The 13,827-nt window shown below is 59.9% G+C and carries 12 protein-coding genes and 2 pseudogenes; 8 read left to right on the plus strand and 6 right to left on the minus strand.

The features are described from left to right. Position 1: 1 nt before the first annotated feature. The 3 genes from RGR602_RS17090 to RGR602_RS17100 all read right to left on the minus strand — a co-directional run bounded on the left by RGR602_RS17090 (position 2) and on the right by RGR602_RS17100 (position 2,662). Positions 2-637: a LysE family translocator gene (locus tag RGR602_RS17090; protein WP_039846064.1), complete on the minus strand. Its 636-nt coding sequence runs from the start codon at positions 635-637 to the stop codon at positions 2-4. A gap of 118 nt (positions 638-755) precedes the next feature. After that, the gene (gene pyk, locus RGR602_RS17095) at positions 756-2,195 is read right to left on the minus strand and encodes a pyruvate kinase (protein WP_039846065.1); all 1,440 of its coding nucleotides are present in this window, start codon (positions 2,193-2,195) and stop codon (positions 756-758) included. Further along, positions 2,195-2,662, minus strand: coding sequence for a DUF1036 domain-containing protein (locus RGR602_RS17100; RefSeq protein ID WP_022715823.1), 468 nt, complete (start codon positions 2,660-2,662; stop codon positions 2,195-2,197). The genes pyk and RGR602_RS17100 overlap by 1 nt, the downstream gene beginning before the upstream one ends. 215 nt (positions 2,663-2,877) lie before the next feature. Here RGR602_RS17100 and RGR602_RS17105 point away from each other — a divergent pair, with 215 nt between their 5' ends. The 4 genes from RGR602_RS17105 to RGR602_RS17120 all read left to right on the plus strand — a co-directional run bounded on the left by RGR602_RS17105 (position 2,878) and on the right by RGR602_RS17120 (position 5,516). After that, complete coding sequence (locus RGR602_RS17105; RefSeq protein ID WP_039846987.1) at positions 2,878-3,669, plus strand: N-formylglutamate amidohydrolase; 792 nt, start codon at positions 2,878-2,880, stop codon at positions 3,667-3,669. An 11-nt stretch (positions 3,670-3,680) separates the two neighbouring features. Beyond that, entirely contained in the window at positions 3,681-3,986 is a 306-nt protein-coding gene (locus RGR602_RS17110) for a DUF1244 domain-containing protein (protein ID WP_039846988.1), read from the plus strand. Between the two features lie 90 nt (positions 3,987-4,076). Beyond that, complete coding sequence (locus RGR602_RS17115; protein ID WP_003585771.1) at positions 4,077-4,340, plus strand: DUF2312 domain-containing protein; 264 nt, start codon at positions 4,077-4,079, stop codon at positions 4,338-4,340. A 354-nt stretch (positions 4,341-4,694) separates the two neighbouring features. After that, complete coding sequence (locus RGR602_RS17120; protein ID WP_039846066.1) at positions 4,695-5,516, plus strand: alpha/beta fold hydrolase; 822 nt, start codon at positions 4,695-4,697, stop codon at positions 5,514-5,516. A 110-nt stretch (positions 5,517-5,626) separates the two neighbouring features. Here RGR602_RS17120 and RGR602_RS17125 read toward each other — a convergent pair whose 3' ends face one another. The 3 genes and pseudogenes from RGR602_RS17125 to RGR602_RS17130 all read right to left on the minus strand — a co-directional run. After that, the gene (locus RGR602_RS17125) at positions 5,627-7,456 is read right to left on the minus strand and encodes a DUF882 domain-containing protein (RefSeq protein WP_039846067.1); all 1,830 of its coding nucleotides are present in this window, start codon (positions 7,454-7,456) and stop codon (positions 5,627-5,629) included. Positions 7,457-7,636: 180 nt separating this feature from the next. Further along, positions 7,637-7,852, minus strand: a pseudogene (locus RGR602_RS39745) (helix-turn-helix domain-containing protein); the annotation flags it as partial. A gap of 74 nt (positions 7,853-7,926) precedes the next feature. Next, positions 7,927-9,184: pseudogene (locus RGR602_RS17130) on the minus strand (sigma-54-dependent transcriptional regulator); the annotation flags it as partial. 207 nt (positions 9,185-9,391) lie between these two features. Here RGR602_RS17130 and RGR602_RS17135 point away from each other — a divergent pair. From RGR602_RS17135 to RGR602_RS17155, 4 genes are all read left to right on the plus strand, one after another. Further along, positions 9,392-11,245 carry a M3 family oligoendopeptidase gene (locus RGR602_RS17135; protein ID WP_039846069.1) on the plus strand — a complete coding sequence of 618 codons (1,854 nt, stop codon included), beginning with the start codon at positions 9,392-9,394 and terminating at the stop codon, positions 11,243-11,245. Between the two features lie 288 nt (positions 11,246-11,533). Further along, positions 11,534-12,694, plus strand: coding sequence for an aminodeoxychorismate synthase component I (locus RGR602_RS17145; RefSeq protein WP_039846989.1), 1,161 nt, complete (start codon positions 11,534-11,536; stop codon positions 12,692-12,694). Next, positions 12,691-13,317, plus strand: coding sequence for an aminotransferase class IV family protein (locus tag RGR602_RS17150; RefSeq protein WP_039846071.1), 627 nt, complete (start codon positions 12,691-12,693; stop codon positions 13,315-13,317). The genes RGR602_RS17145 and RGR602_RS17150 overlap by 4 nt, the downstream gene beginning before the upstream one ends. Positions 13,318-13,405: 88 nt before the next feature. Next, on the plus strand, positions 13,406-13,690 hold the full coding sequence (locus RGR602_RS17155; RefSeq protein WP_039846072.1) for a YciI family protein: 285 nt from the start codon (positions 13,406-13,408) through the stop codon (positions 13,688-13,690). The last annotated feature ends 137 nt before the right edge of the window (positions 13,691-13,827 follow it).

Below are 13,827 nucleotides of genomic sequence, written 5' to 3' on the forward strand. Positions count from 1 at the left end.
GTCAGGTGGTCGCGCGCCGATAAAATGCCAATGACCCGGCAAGCGCGATGAGTGCGCCGCCGCTGATACGATCAAGCCACATGGCGCCGGAATTCTTGAGCAGGCGGACAGCCTGCGCACCGAAGACGGCGTATCCGAACATGATCACGAAATCGATCGAGGCGAAGATGACGGCAAGCACCGCATACTGAGCAGGCTGCGGTAGCGCAGGATCGATGAACTGCGGCAGGAAAGCCGAGAAGAATAGGTAGCCCTTGGGATTCGTGACTGCCACCATGAAGCTTTTCAGCCCGATCGAAAAGGCTGAAGCGGCGCTGCCGGCGCTTTCCACCTTCATTGCCGTTTCGATCGTCCCTTGAGAGCGCAGCATCATGATGCCGAGAAAGGCAAGATAGGCGGCACCCAAATATTTCAGCACGGAGAACCAGAATTCGGAGGCCGCAAGCAGCGCGCCGAGGCCGATCGCCACAGCACCGATCAGAACGAAATCCGAAAGCACGGCACCGAGCATGCCGGCAATCGCCCGGCGAGTGCCGTAACGCGAACCGTTGGTCAGCGCCAGGAGCACGGTCGGCCCCGGCGTTGCGATACCGACAAAGGAAACGGCAGCGAAAGCAAGAAGCGTGACGATATCCATAAGTCCCTCCAGAGCTCGGATATCGGAAGCTTGCATTTGCCGGGACCGCGATCAAGCCGAAAACGAAAAACCCGTTTCCTTCCGGGGCAGCGAGCTGGTTCGAGCCAACGCGAACGGATCACATGCCGCTTTGGCCGTCCGAGCCGATATAGGCGATGCGGAGCATATTGGTGGCGCCCGGCGTTCCGAGCGGCACGCCGGCCGAGATGATGATACGGTCGCCCGGCTTGCCGAAACCTTCGCCGGCGACGATGCGGCAGGCCCGGTTGACCATGTCGTCGAGATCGGTCGCGTCATGCGTGACGACACAGTGCAGGCCCCAGACGATCGCCAGCCGGCGGGCTGTCTTGATGATCGGCGAGAGTGCCAGCACCGGCACCTGCGGGCGCTCGCGCGAAGCGCGCAGGCCCGTCGTGCCAGACGAGGTGTAACAAACGATCGCCGAAAGCTTCAGCGTCTCGGCAATCTGGCGGGCGGCGAGAGAAATCGCATCGGCACCGGTTGCTTCCGGCTGGGCGCGCTGGGCATAGATGATGCCCGGATAATGAGGTTCGCGCTCGATGGCGCTGGCAATCGACGCCATCGTCGCAACGGCTTCGACCGGATAGTCGCCCGAGGCGGATTCAGCCGAAAGCATGACGGCATCGGCGCCTTCGAAAACGGCGGTCGCGACGTCCGAGACTTCGGCGCGTGTCGGCACCGGCGCGGAGATCATCGATTCCAGCATCTGGGTTGCGACGACGACCGGCTTGCCGGAGCGGCGGCAGGCGCGGATCAACTGCTTTTGGATGCCCGGAACGGATTCGAGCGGCATCTCGACGCCGAGATCGCCGCGGGCGACCATCAAGGCATCCGAGAGTTCGATGATTTCTTCGATGCGCTCGATTGCCTGGGGCTTCTCGATCTTCGACATCAGGCCGACCCGACCCCTGGCGATCTTGCGGACCTCCGCGAGATCTTCCGGGCGCTGGACGAAAGAGAGCGCGACCCAGTCGACGTCATCGGTCGCCAGAACGGCATCGAGATCGGTACGGTCCTTGTCCGTCAAAACGCCGACGCCCAGCAGTGTGTCGGGAAGGCTGATGCCTTTGCGGTCCGATATCTTCGTGCCGGAAATGACCGTCGTAACGATGCTCTTTCCGTCGCACCTTTCGGCACGCAATGCGAGCTTGCCATCATCGATCAGCAGACGGTGGCCGGGTTTGACGGCTTCAAGAATTTCCGGATGCGGCAGGAAGACACGGCTTTCATCGCCGGGTGCGTCATTGTTGTCGAGCGTAAAGGTCTGGCCCGGCTTTAGTTCAACCTTGGTTTCCGCAAACTTGCCGACACGAAGCTTCGGTCCCTGCAAATCGGCCAGGATGCCGATCGGACGACCGGAGCGGGCTTCGACCGCGCGAATACGCTGGATCAGAGTGCGCATCACGTCATGGCTTGCATGGCTCATGTTGATACGGAAAACGTCGGCACCGGCCTGGTGCAGCTTTTCGATCATCGCTTCTTCGCTCGAGGCGGGGCCGAGCGTTGCGAGGATTTTCACTTTGCGGTTACGCTTCATCAATTCGGACTTTCTTGCGTGCCGGGAGTGTCGGAAAGTTGGACCATCCAGCTGCCTTGGCGGCCCGTGTCATATTCCTTGAATCCCATCCTCTGATAACCGCGGGCATAGCAGTCCTGCACGCCCGCGATCTTGAACTCGTTTTCCGCCACGCACATCTGGATGTCGCCCGTCCAACGTCCCCCCCGGGCGGCATCCTCTGCGTAGAGGTAATAGTATCGCGACTGCAATTCTCCTTCGATCAGCGTCGCGCAGGTCGTTGCCGGGACCTGCCACCAACCTTCAGTGATCCACCCGTCCTTGGCACGGTATCCAATCGCCACACCCACAAGGTTCTGCGTGCCGTTGCAGACGCGAAAATCGGCACGCGCAACATCGGCAGCGAAAAACGGTGAGAGGGCAGCGAATGCAAATAAGGCGAAACGGGCAATCCCGGACCGGGTGAGGAAACTTGGTGCGGCTTGCATCAACACGGCTTCCGAATGGCTCCCACGGTTATTCGTTGTCCGTGCCTTCTTGCGCCGCCATCAAACGAATGTCAACGCGATGCTAATCGATTATATTCCTTTCTAACCTGCTCGTGATCACTGACTTGCCGCGGGCTGGTGCGCATTGCGCTTGAACCTGAAGCATGCGCATGCGATCAGTGACGGCGAGCGCCATGACGATCGGCAATTCCCTGATGAGTCCCTTCCAATCCTTCGAAATTCTACCTGGAAATCATGACAGCGGCATGGTGATTCTGGGCGATCACGCGATGAACCGCCTGCCTGAACGGTATGGTAGGCTCGGGCTTGCCGAATCCGCCTTCTCCCGCCATATCGCCTATGACATAGGCATCGAAGGCCTGGTGCGGGAGCTTTCCGCGAGGCTGGGGGTACCGGCCGTTCTTGGCGGCTTTTCGCGGCTTTTAATCGACCCGAACCGCGGCGAGGACGACCCGACGCTGATCATGAAAATTTCCGACGGCGCGATCATTCCTGGCAATCATCCGATCACAGATGAGGAGTGGAACTATCGCATCGAGGCGTTCCACCGTCCCTATCACAATGCCGTTGCCGAGACGATCGACAAGGTCGCCAACGCGACCGGCAACGCGCCCCTCGTGCTCTCGCTTCATTCCTATACGCCTGCCTGGAAAGGCGTACCGCGGCCATGGCATGCCGCCGTCCTCTGGGACAGCGACCGCCGCGCCGTCGCCCCTCTGCTTGACATGCTGAGCCGCGATCCCGATCTCGTGGTTGGCGACAACGAACCGTATGACGGCGCACTCAAAGGCGATACGATGTACCGGCACTGCATGGTCACCGGCATACCGCATGCGCTCGTCGAGATCCGTCAGGACCTGATCAGAAACGAGGCCGGCATTTGCGAATGGGCCGAACGCCTGGCTCCGCTCTTCGCGGCCATGAATGCCGATCCGGCGCTGCACGAATACGATGTCCATGTGTCGCGCACCGGCCCTTACGAATGAAGGAGAGCGAGATGACCGCACACAGCAAGGAAGAGCAGACCGAATTCGAAGCTGCCGCCTTCCGCCGCCTTGTCGCGCATTTGCGCGAACGGAGCGACGTTCAGAATGTCGACCTGATGAATCTCGCGGGTTTTTGCCGCAACTGCCTGTCGAACTGGTATCGCCAAGCCGCCGAGGCTGCGGGCGTGCCGCTGTCGAAGGACGAATCGCGCGAGATTATCTACGGCATGCCGTACGAAGACTGGAAAAACCTGCACCAGAACGAGGCCTCGGACGCACAAAAAACTGCATTTGAACTGAACAAGCCGCACAAATAGCTTCATGACGCCCGATTGGACTTGACCGCGGCGCAGCTTCGCGGCAGTCACTCCCCACCGAATTCAAGACGAGAAAATCAGGAGAACACGATGTCCGATGCTCATGGCGTCGCCCGCGATCAGCTTCGCGCTTTCATCGAGCGCATTGAACGGCTGGAAGAAGAAAAGAAGACCATCGCCGACGATATCAAGGACGTCTACGGCGAGGCAAAGGGCATGGGTTTCGACACCAAGATCCTGAAGAAGGTCGTCGCCCTTCGCAAGAAGGACGAGCAAGAGCGCATGGAAGAGGAAGCCATCCTCGATACCTATCTGCACGCGCTCGGCATGATCGAGTCCCCGCCGGAAGGCTGAGGATTGCCGTTGGCAGTTTTCAAGCCGCCGGATTACCCCGGCGGCTTTTTTGAATCATGCTTTAGAATTAGCCCGCTTTTTCCCATTGTGGTTTGCATCCGGCGCGATAATATCCCTCCGCCGCATACTGGAGCCGCGTCCGGTTCCGCTTAATTTTCAGTTATTTGGCTTAATGGTAGCGAGCCGCTGCCGGTCTTTTCTCAACGCTGCTGCGCGTCGCGGGCACAATGCATGCATTCCTATTCACACATGCGCGAAGCCGCGAGCTTCGCTCACTCCCATCCGACGCCTCACGCACGGCGCCGAGATCAAAGCCGAAGCGAAAATCAACCCTGCTCAAGAGGAACTCAAATCATGTCGATGATTACCACGAAGGACGGAACGGAGATTTTCTACAAGGATTGGGGCAAGGGCCAGCCTATTCTTTTCTCCCACGGCTGGCCGCTCTCGGCCGATGCCTGGGATGCGCAGATGGTCTTCTTCGGCAATAACGGCTACCGCGTCATCGCACACGACCGTCGCAGCCACGGCCGTTCGAGCCAGACCTGGGACGGCAACCACATGGACCAGTACGCCGACGACCTGGCCGAACTGATCGAAACGCTCGACCTCAAGGACCTGATCATGATCGGCCACTCCACGGGTGGCGGCGAAGTCACCCATTACCTCGGCCGCCACGGCACGAAACGCGTCGCCAAGGTCGTGCTGGTGGGCGCCGTGCCGCCGCTGATGGTCAAGACGGACAAGAATCCCGGCGGCTTACCGCTTGAAGTCTTTGATGGCATCCGCAAGGGCACGCTCGAAAACCGCTCGCAGTTCTACAAGGATCTCGTGACGCCCTTCTACAGCTTTAATCGCGATGGCGCGACGTTCTCCGAAGGCATTCGCGACAATTTCTGGATGCAGGGAATGATGGGCGGATTGAAGGGGCAGCTGGATTGCATCCACGAATTCTCCGAGGTCGATTACACCGACGACCTCAAGAAGATCGACAAGCCGACGCTCATCATTCATGGCGACGATGATCAGATCGTGCCGATCGGTGCTTCCGCATTGGAGTCCTCGAAGATCGTGGAGGGCTCTGTTCTCAAGATCTATCCGGGCGCTCCCCACGGTCTTGCTGAGACGCATACCGACCGCTTCAACAAGGACGTACTCGACTTCCTGAAGGCCTGATCCTTCGGGCCATCAATCCTCCGCCTGAAGTGCGGGAGGATGTGCCCAGCGCATAAACAAAGACCGCCGGAATTTCTCCGGCGGCCTGTCGTTCATTTTGATTGATTCGCTCAGTTCGTATTGAACTTGCGCACTTCCATGAAGTTCACCGCCGAGCCACTGAAGCGGGCCGGGTCGATGGAAGCTGTCTTGACGTTGAAGCCTTCGGCGTAGACGGCGGTCGGCTGGGCGCGAAGCGTCTGGCTGACGAAACGGGGTGCCTTGACCGGCTTCGTGATCATCTCCATGCGAGAATTGGTCAGCGCCCACTGCGAAATTATCTTCTGGGTCAGCCTCGGCTCGGTACGGACCGTCGCGCGGCTTGCGTCGGCAGCGGCAGCAGCCTCCTTCGTCGGGCGCCCGCCCTTGGTTGCAACCCCATTGGCAGCGGAGTCTTCGGACGTCTGCTGTAGGTCGAAGGCGTCGCCGAAGCTTGCGGATTTGACAGGAGCGAGCGCGGCAAGTTGCACCGGCGCCTTATTCTCAGCCGGCTTGGCCGCAGGCATCGCTGCGCTGATGGCCTGCTCGACGGTGGCCGGCGCAAGGGCAGCCACCCGCCTATCGACTGCATTGTTCTGATCAAGCGCTTGAGCCAGTGCCGGAGAAAGCCGGTCCGTTTCGGCTTCGGCTTCGTCCGCATCCGCTTGTGGATCGATTGCTGCCGCCGCAAGCAGATTTTCGGCGACCGCCGGACGTTCGGCCGGGGTTGGAACCATCGGACCGTTGGATGCGAATTCCGCATCACCCGGCGCGTTGCGCGGGCCAAGCAGCGAGGGAACCGGAACGTGATAGGCGCTGAGATCGGCGAACTGCTGCGGCTGGCCCTGCTCTTCGGTGGCAGCGGCAAGTGCCTGCTGTGCAGCATTGCCGGAATTCGGCGAAACGAGGGCATTTGCAACTTCGCCGCCGGCAAGCTGACCGGCAAAGGCTGGACGAACCTGCGGCACCGGTGCATTCACGGCGGCAACCTCAGTCGGCTGCGGCTCGGCTGCGGCAGCAGGCGCTTCGGCCTTCGGCGGCGTTGCCCTTGCAACGGCGACCGGAGCGGAATCCTCCGCGCTATCCTCTTCCTCGTCTGCGCCGCCGCCAAAGAGTGCAGCGAACAATGTCTTCGGCTTTCTCGTCTCGGCATCGCCGCCGCTTGCCATGACAAGCTGATTGGTGCTCACCCGGCGCTTATAGTCGGCCATCGCCTGCTGGTAGCCCGGCAGGGGCTTGCCGTCCGACGGGATATGAATGGTGTTGCCGTTCGGGAAAAGCTGCGCCAGTTCCTGGCGGCTCATGCGCGGCCAGGCGCGAACGCCGCCGACATCCATGTGCACGAAGGGAGAACCGGACTTCGGATAGAAGCCAACGCCGCCGACCTGCATTTTCATGCCAATCGCACGCAGCTTTGCAAGCTTCACATCCGGAATGAAGAAGTCCATCGCCTTGCCGAGCATATGCTGGCTCTTCTCGGCAACACCGGAATTGCGCGAACGGGACTTGAGCATCGAATTGGTGGCGGGCGAACGGAAGCCGCAGACAACGTTGATGTAGTCCCTGGAACCGCTCTGGCGGTAGACTTCCCAGATCAGATCGAAAAGATGGGGGTCCATCTTCGTCGGCTGGTTCTTGCGCCAGTCGCGAAGGAATCGGTTCAGCTGCCCAAGACCCTTCGGGTCGAACCTGCCATTGCGTTTGTAGGTGATGACGGCCTTTTCGCCGGTATGGATGAAGTAGAGTTTCAGACTGCGCGTTTCGCCCGCTGCCTCGGACGGCGTACCAACGAATACTGGTGAGGAAACCGCGAGTGCGAGAAGGACAGCCAAGGCCGTCCTAACCGCCTTTCCGCCAATGTCGGCGCACACTGTACGCCAGCTCAAGCGCGAAGGCTTGGTGTTCTCATTCAGATCCGGCAAACTCAATCCCCGTCAGACTGCCCAGGTCCCCGAACTGTCCCAATGACTGTCAATTGCGGTGACACGATGGCAAAAATGCCACACACGATCAACCTTTTCTTTACATAGTCAACGATCGACTAACAAGTGGTTTATATCGGGTAACAAAACATGCTTGCGGGAATATTAATGGAACGCCGCTTATGCCGCATCTTTCTGGGGATTGTCGGGATCGATGCCGTAATCCTTGAGCTTTCTGTAAAGCGTTGAGCGTCCGATGCCGAGCTTTCTGGCCACTTGACTCATCTGGCCGCGATAGAATTTAAGCGCGAATCGAATCAATTCTTCCTCGACATCGGCAAGTTTGCGCACCTCGCCCGCCGGATTGACGCTTGCGATCGCATTCTCCGGCATCTCGTCGTGCTGCCCGCGCGACTCGCTCGCAGAGACCTGCGGAACGTGAAATTCCGCAAACTCCACCTCGTGCTCGCGAAATGTATTGTCGGCAACCAGCGCCAGGTGATCGACCACGTCATATTGCGGCAGCTGGGCAGCGATCTGCGGAAAATCCGATTCGCTGAGCTCGTGGCCCTCGGCGAGCACGACGGCACGGAAGATCGCGTTCTCGAGCTGGCGGATGTTGCCCGGCCAGTCATAGGCCGTCAGCAATGCCAATGCACCCGCGCTGACCGTCATGCGATGGCCATTTTTCTGTTCGGACGAGAAGCGGTCGGCAAAGACGCGCACCAGGTTCGGAATGTCCTCCTTGCGCTTGCGCAGCGCCGGAATGGTGATCGGAAAGACATTGAGGCGATAATAGAGATCTTCGCGGAAGTGGCCGTTTTTCACTTCCTCGATCAGGTCCTTGTTCGTCGCAGAAATGAGCCGGACGTTGACCTTGTGCGCCGTGCGTGCGCCGACGGTCTCGACTTCGCCCTGCTGCACGGCTCGCAGCAGCTTGACCTGCACGTCGAGCGGCAGATCGCCGATTTCATCGAGGAAGATCGTGCCGCCGTCGGCCTCCATGAACTTGCCCGTATGGCGCTCGGTTGCACCGGTGAACGCGCCCTTTTCATGGCCGAAGAGGATGCTCTCGACGAGGTTGTGCGGAATGGCGCCGCAGTTCACCGTGACGAAGGGCTTGCCCGAGCGGTCGCCGCCGGACTGGATGGCACGCGCAACCAGCTCCTTGCCGACGCCGGACTCGCCTTCGAGGACGACCGGGATGTTGGATTGCGCCGCTCGCTGCGCCAGATCGATGACGCGGATCATCGCCGGGCTTGCCGAAACAATGTCGTCGAAGCCGACGAGGCCGGAGCGCGAACGGCGGCCCGAGCGGGCCCGCACTTCACGCTGGTCCAGCTTCATTGCATTGGCGATCGAGGTTGCGATGCGCTCCGGTGAAACGGGCTTGACCACGAAATCGAAGGCGCCGGCACGCATGGCCTGCACTACCGTTTCAATGCCGCCCTGCCCGGTCTGCACGATCACCGGGATCTGCGTGCCGAGTTCATGGAGCGCTTCGAGGAATTCGAGGCCGGTCATTTCCGGCATCATCAGGTCGAGAAGGATGACATTGAACAGACCACTGTCACGCTTGACCATCTCCAGGCCGATGCGGCCGTTCTCAGCCTGATGGACGACATGCCCGTGGCGCTCGATTGCGTTCTTCAGCAGACGGCGTTGTACCGGGTCGTCCTCGACCACGAGAATCTGCCCTGCACCCTTGAGCTCACTATAACCGGTCATTGTCGCCTCACTTCATGCGAAACCTGCGGGCACTCTGGCAGAAAGGCTTGAACATCCAGTTTTGAGAAATAATTGCATTTTAACGATTGTGGCGATACCGAATCCGTATCGAAGCGGGGCCTCCAGCATCCCGAAAGCCCCTTGATACGGGGCCTTCCGGCGCTTAGACAGTCAGACCTGTTCGAAATGAGGAAGAGGAACCAAGCCATGAATTTCGTGCTCCCCGGCGCCGGTCTTAATTTTTCGGCAACAGTTGCCTCGGCCGCGGCTGATCCGGCGCTCGGCGACCTCCCGATCTGGAAGCTGCAGGATCTCTACCCTTCCGCCACCTCGACCGCCTTCACCAGCGACATGGAAAAGGCGGGCCGCAACGCGCTCGCCTTCGAGGAAAAATGGAAAGGCAAACTTGCCGATGCGGCGGCCCAAATAGGCGCTGGAGGCATCGGCGAGGCGCTGAAGGAATACGAGGCGCTGGACGATCTCATCGGCCGTCTCGGCTCTTTTGCCGGCCTCACCTATTTCTCGGATACGACCAACCCGGTCAACGGCAAGCTCTACGGCGACGTCCAGGCGAAGATCACCGAATTCTCCGGCCACCTTCTCTTCTTCGCGCTGGAGCTGAACCGCATCGACGACGCGGTGATGGATGCATGCATGGCAAACGACCCTGAGGCCGGCCATTACCGCCCCTGGCTGATCGACCTGCGAAAGGACAAGCCCTACCAGCTGGAAGACAAGCTGGAACAGCTCTTTCTCGAAAAGTCGATGACGAGTGCGGCTGCGTTCAATCGCCTCTTCGACGAGACCATGGCCGAGCTCCGCTACAATATCGACGGCGAGAAGGTGCCGCTCGAAGTCGCGCTCAATCTTTTGCAGGACAAGGATCCGGAAGCGCGCCGCAAGGCGGCAATGGCGCTCGCCGAAACCTTCAAGGCGAATATCCGCACCTTCACGTTGATCACCAATACGCTTGCCAAGGACAAGGATATTTCCGATCGCTGGCGCGGCTTCGAGGATATCGCCGACAGCCGTCATCTGGCAAACCGCGTCGAGCGCGACGTGGTCGATGCGCTGGCAGCTGCCGTCAAGCAGGCCTATCCGCGCCTGTCGCACCGCTATTACAAGATGAAGGCGAAGTGGCTCGGAATGGACCAGATGAATTTCTGGGACCGCAATGCGCCCTTGCCGGAAACCTCCAATGCAGTGATTTCCTGGGGCGAAGCGAAGGACACCGTTCTTTCGGCCTACGGCAATTTCGCGCCGGAAATGGCAGCCATCGCCAAGCGCTTCTTCGACGAGCAGTGGATCGACGCGCCCGTGCGTCCCGGAAAGGCGCCCGGCGCCTTCTCTCACCCCACGGTTCCCTCAGCGCACCCCTATGTGCTGGTCAACTACATGGGCAAACCGCGGGATGTCATGACGCTTGCCCATGAACTCGGCCACGGCGTTCATCAGGTGCTGGCGGGCGCACAGGGCGCGCTGATGTGCCAGACCCCGCTGACGCTTGCCGAAACCGCATCCGTCTTCGGCGAGATGCTGACCTTCCGCGCACTGCTTGACAAGACGACGGACAAGCGCGAGCGCAAGGCGATGCTCGCCCAAAAGGTCGAAGACATGATCAACACCGTCGTGCGCCAGATCGCCTTTTACGAATTCGAACGCGAGCTTCACACGGCCCGCAAGGCAGGCGAACTGACCGCCGAGGATATCGGCGAACTCTGGCTTTCGGTTCAGTCGGAAAGCCTCGGTCCGGCGATCAGGATCTCCGAGGGATACGAGACCTACTGGGCCTATATCCCCCACTTCATCCACTCGCCCTTCTATGTCTACGCCTATGCCTTCGGAGACTGCCTGGTGAACTCGCTCTATGCCGTCTACCGGAAAGCCGACAAGGACTTCCAGGACAAATATTTCGAGCTTCTCAGGGCCGGCGGCACCAAGCATCACTCTGAACTCCTGAAGCCTTTCGGCCTCGACGCCACCGATCCGTCGTTCTGGAGCAAGGGCCTGTCGATGATTGAGGGGCTGATCGATGAATTGGAAGCGCTTGATAAGGCTTAAGACGCAACTCAAGGTCAGGGGCTAGCCGAAGGCCCTGACCTTGAGCTTCGGCCGTCGGTGCAAGCAGCCAGGCATTGCGCAACGCTTACGAGGAACGATGAAGGTAATCCCTTCTCCCTCATTCCCGTGCTTGTCACAGGAATCCAGTGGGCCCAAGGCCTTGGGCGCGGGAGACTCTTTGAAACGAAAAAAGTCATTCGCGACGCGGATGCGCCGGGACTGGAACCCTGTGACAAGCACGGGAATGAGGAAATCGGGGGCGACCGATCTCAGCAAATGGGAGCGCGGATGACAATTTCTCGGTCTTGCATCCTCTTCCGCGACGACACGACCGGCGAAGTCATGCTCTTCGCCGATCCCGCCGAGATCATCATCGCCCGGACGCGTGCCGAATTCTTCGCCGGCCTCGCACGGATGGAGACGGCCAAGACGGAAGGAAAGTGGCTGGCAGGATATCTGTCTTACGAAGCGGGCTATCTCTTCGAGGAAAAACTCGCAGGCTTCGTGCAAGAGAACAGGCAGACGCCATTGCTCTGCTTCGGCATCTTCGACGCCCCAAAGAAGGATGGGCATCCGCTCGCGCAGCCGAAACAGCGTCTCGACAACGAGGAATTCCTAAAAGCGCCCAAAGCCGCTTGGGCATTCCCCGCATACAAAGAGCGCTTCGAGCGATTGCATCGTTATCTGCGCCAGGGCGATTGCTATCAAGCAAACCTCACCATGCCCATCGAAGCACGTTGGAATGGAGATCCGCGCGCGGCCTTCTGGTCGCTGATTGAACGTCAGCCGGTGAAATACGGTGCGCTGATCGATCTCGGCGGCCCCGTCATCCTGTCCCGCTCTCCCGAGCTCTTCTTCCGGACGGACGAGGAAGGCTGGATCGAGACGCATCCGATGAAAGGCACCGCCAAGCGCGGCGCCGATGCGGCCGAAGATGAAGCCATTGTCGCGGCGATGCGGCACGATATGAAGACACAGGCGGAAAACCGGATGATCGTCGACCTGCTTCGCAACGACATCTCGCGCATCACGAAGGTCGGTACGCTCGATGTTCCGAAGCTCTTCGAGATCGAGACCTACCCCACACTGCACCAAATGGTAAGCCATGTGCAGGCGAAACTTCTTCTTGACCTTTCCATCCTCGATATCTTCGCCGCCCTCTTCCCTTGCGGCTCGATCACCGGCGCACCGAAGCTCAGCGCCATGCACATCCTGCATGAACTCGAAGACACGCCACGCGACGCCTACTGCGGCGCGATCGGCATGATCTCTCCGGCAGGCGCCATGCGCTTTTCGGTTGCGATCCGCACGATCAGCCTTTTTGACGATGGCAAGGCAATCTTCAATGTCGGTGGCGGCATCGTCTTCGATTCCACTGCGGAAGCCGAATATGAAGAATGCCTTCTCAAGGCGCGCTTTGCGATCGGTGACCAGGAAATCGCGCGATGAGCGACTTCTCGCTGATTGAGACATTGCGGTTCGAACCGGGGACCGGCTTCATGCGCCTGCGGCTTCATCTTGCCCGTCTGACGCGCTCGGCCCGGCGGATCGGCTTTGCCGAGCCGCGACATGCGCTCGATGAGCTCAATGCCTCCGTCCAAGGCGCGACGGGCGCTCTGCGCATCCGGCTGACCTTCGATGCGCAGGGCCGCATAGAAGTCACGACCGCGCCTTTCACACCGCTTGCGCCAGGCACGGTGTGGAGCATCCGCATCGCTTCGACCCGCCTCGACAGCGCCGACAAGCTGCTGCGGATCAAGACCACCCGCCGCACGGTCTACGAAGCCGCCCGCGCCGAATACACGCCGCAGCAGGCGGACGAAGTGCTAATGCTGAACGAACGCGGTGACGTCTGCGAAGGCACGATCACTTCAGTCTTCCTCGGCGATGCTTCCGGCATCCTTCGCACCCCGCCGATTTCCTGCGGCCTGCTCGCTGGCGTGCTGCGCACCGACTTGATCTGTCAGCGCAAAGCCCGCGTCGGTCGCATCCGCCTGGACGATTTGCACAACGCCCAGATCTACGTTGGAAATTCGCTTCGCGGCCTCATCCCCGCACGGCTTGTCATCTAAGCCGCGCAACTCCTCAAAAGAAGATGGATGGCAACGTTCCAATCGAATATTCAACAGGTTCGCAACTATAGGGCGGAAGGATTTTGCCATGTTCATACTGGCGCTCACCTATGTGAAGCCGAACGAAGAGGCCGATAAGCACATGGAGCCGCATATGGCCTGGGTCAAGGAAGGCTATGCCAAAGGCTGGTTCCTTGCTTCCGGCCGCAAGGTTCCCCGCACCGGCGGCGTCATCCTCGCTATCGGCAGTCGTGCCGAGATCGAGACCTGTGTCGCCGCCGATCCATTCATAGTTCACGGCATTGCAAGATATGAGATCACAGAAGTCGCGGTGACGACGGTGGCCGCCGGGCTGGATATCCTGAAAAACTAGAGTCTCTTACAAAGGGGCTGACGCTGCACAGGGCCGACCTCGTTGCGGAGCTTGCCCATGTTCGCTCGCTGATAAATCCATTTCCGGCCCAAACGCTCTTTATTGTGACGCCGATTTATGGTTAGAGCCGGTCACCT

The sequence above is a fragment of the Rhizobium gallicum bv. gallicum R602sp genome (genome assembly GCF_000816845.1).
Classification (GTDB): Bacteria; Pseudomonadota; Alphaproteobacteria; order Rhizobiales; family Rhizobiaceae; genus Rhizobium; species Rhizobium gallicum.

What these genes read in the sequence shown, in the direction of transcription:
- RGR602_RS17110 (WP_039846988.1), top strand. Translation starts at nt 3,681, where the DNA reads ATGACCGCACACAGCAAGGAAGAGCAGACCGAATTCGAAGCTGCCGCC.
- RGR602_RS17090 (WP_039846064.1), bottom strand. Translation starts at nt 637, where the DNA reads ATGGATATCGTCACGCTTCTTGCTTTCGCTGCCGTTTCCTTTGTCGGT.
- RGR602_RS17150 (WP_039846071.1), top strand. Translation starts at nt 12,691, where the DNA reads ATGAGCGACTTCTCGCTGATTGAGACATTGCGGTTCGAACCGGGGACC.
- RGR602_RS17100 (WP_022715823.1), bottom strand. Translation starts at nt 2,662, where the DNA reads ATGCAAGCCGCACCAAGTTTCCTCACCCGGTCCGGGATTGCCCGTTTC.
- pyk (WP_039846065.1), bottom strand. Translation starts at nt 2,195, where the DNA reads ATGAAGCGTAACCGCAAAGTGAAAATCCTCGCAACGCTCGGCCCCGCC.
- RGR602_RS17155 (WP_039846072.1), top strand. Translation starts at nt 13,406, where the DNA reads ATGTTCATACTGGCGCTCACCTATGTGAAGCCGAACGAAGAGGCCGAT.
- RGR602_RS17115 (WP_003585771.1), top strand. Translation starts at nt 4,077, where the DNA reads ATGTCCGATGCTCATGGCGTCGCCCGCGATCAGCTTCGCGCTTTCATC.
- RGR602_RS17135 (WP_039846069.1), top strand. Translation starts at nt 9,392, where the DNA reads ATGAATTTCGTGCTCCCCGGCGCCGGTCTTAATTTTTCGGCAACAGTT.
- RGR602_RS17145 (WP_039846989.1), top strand. Translation starts at nt 11,534, where the DNA reads ATGACAATTTCTCGGTCTTGCATCCTCTTCCGCGACGACACGACCGGC.
- RGR602_RS17105 (WP_039846987.1), top strand. Translation starts at nt 2,878, where the DNA reads ATGAGTCCCTTCCAATCCTTCGAAATTCTACCTGGAAATCATGACAGC.
- RGR602_RS17120 (WP_039846066.1), top strand. Translation starts at nt 4,695, where the DNA reads ATGTCGATGATTACCACGAAGGACGGAACGGAGATTTTCTACAAGGAT.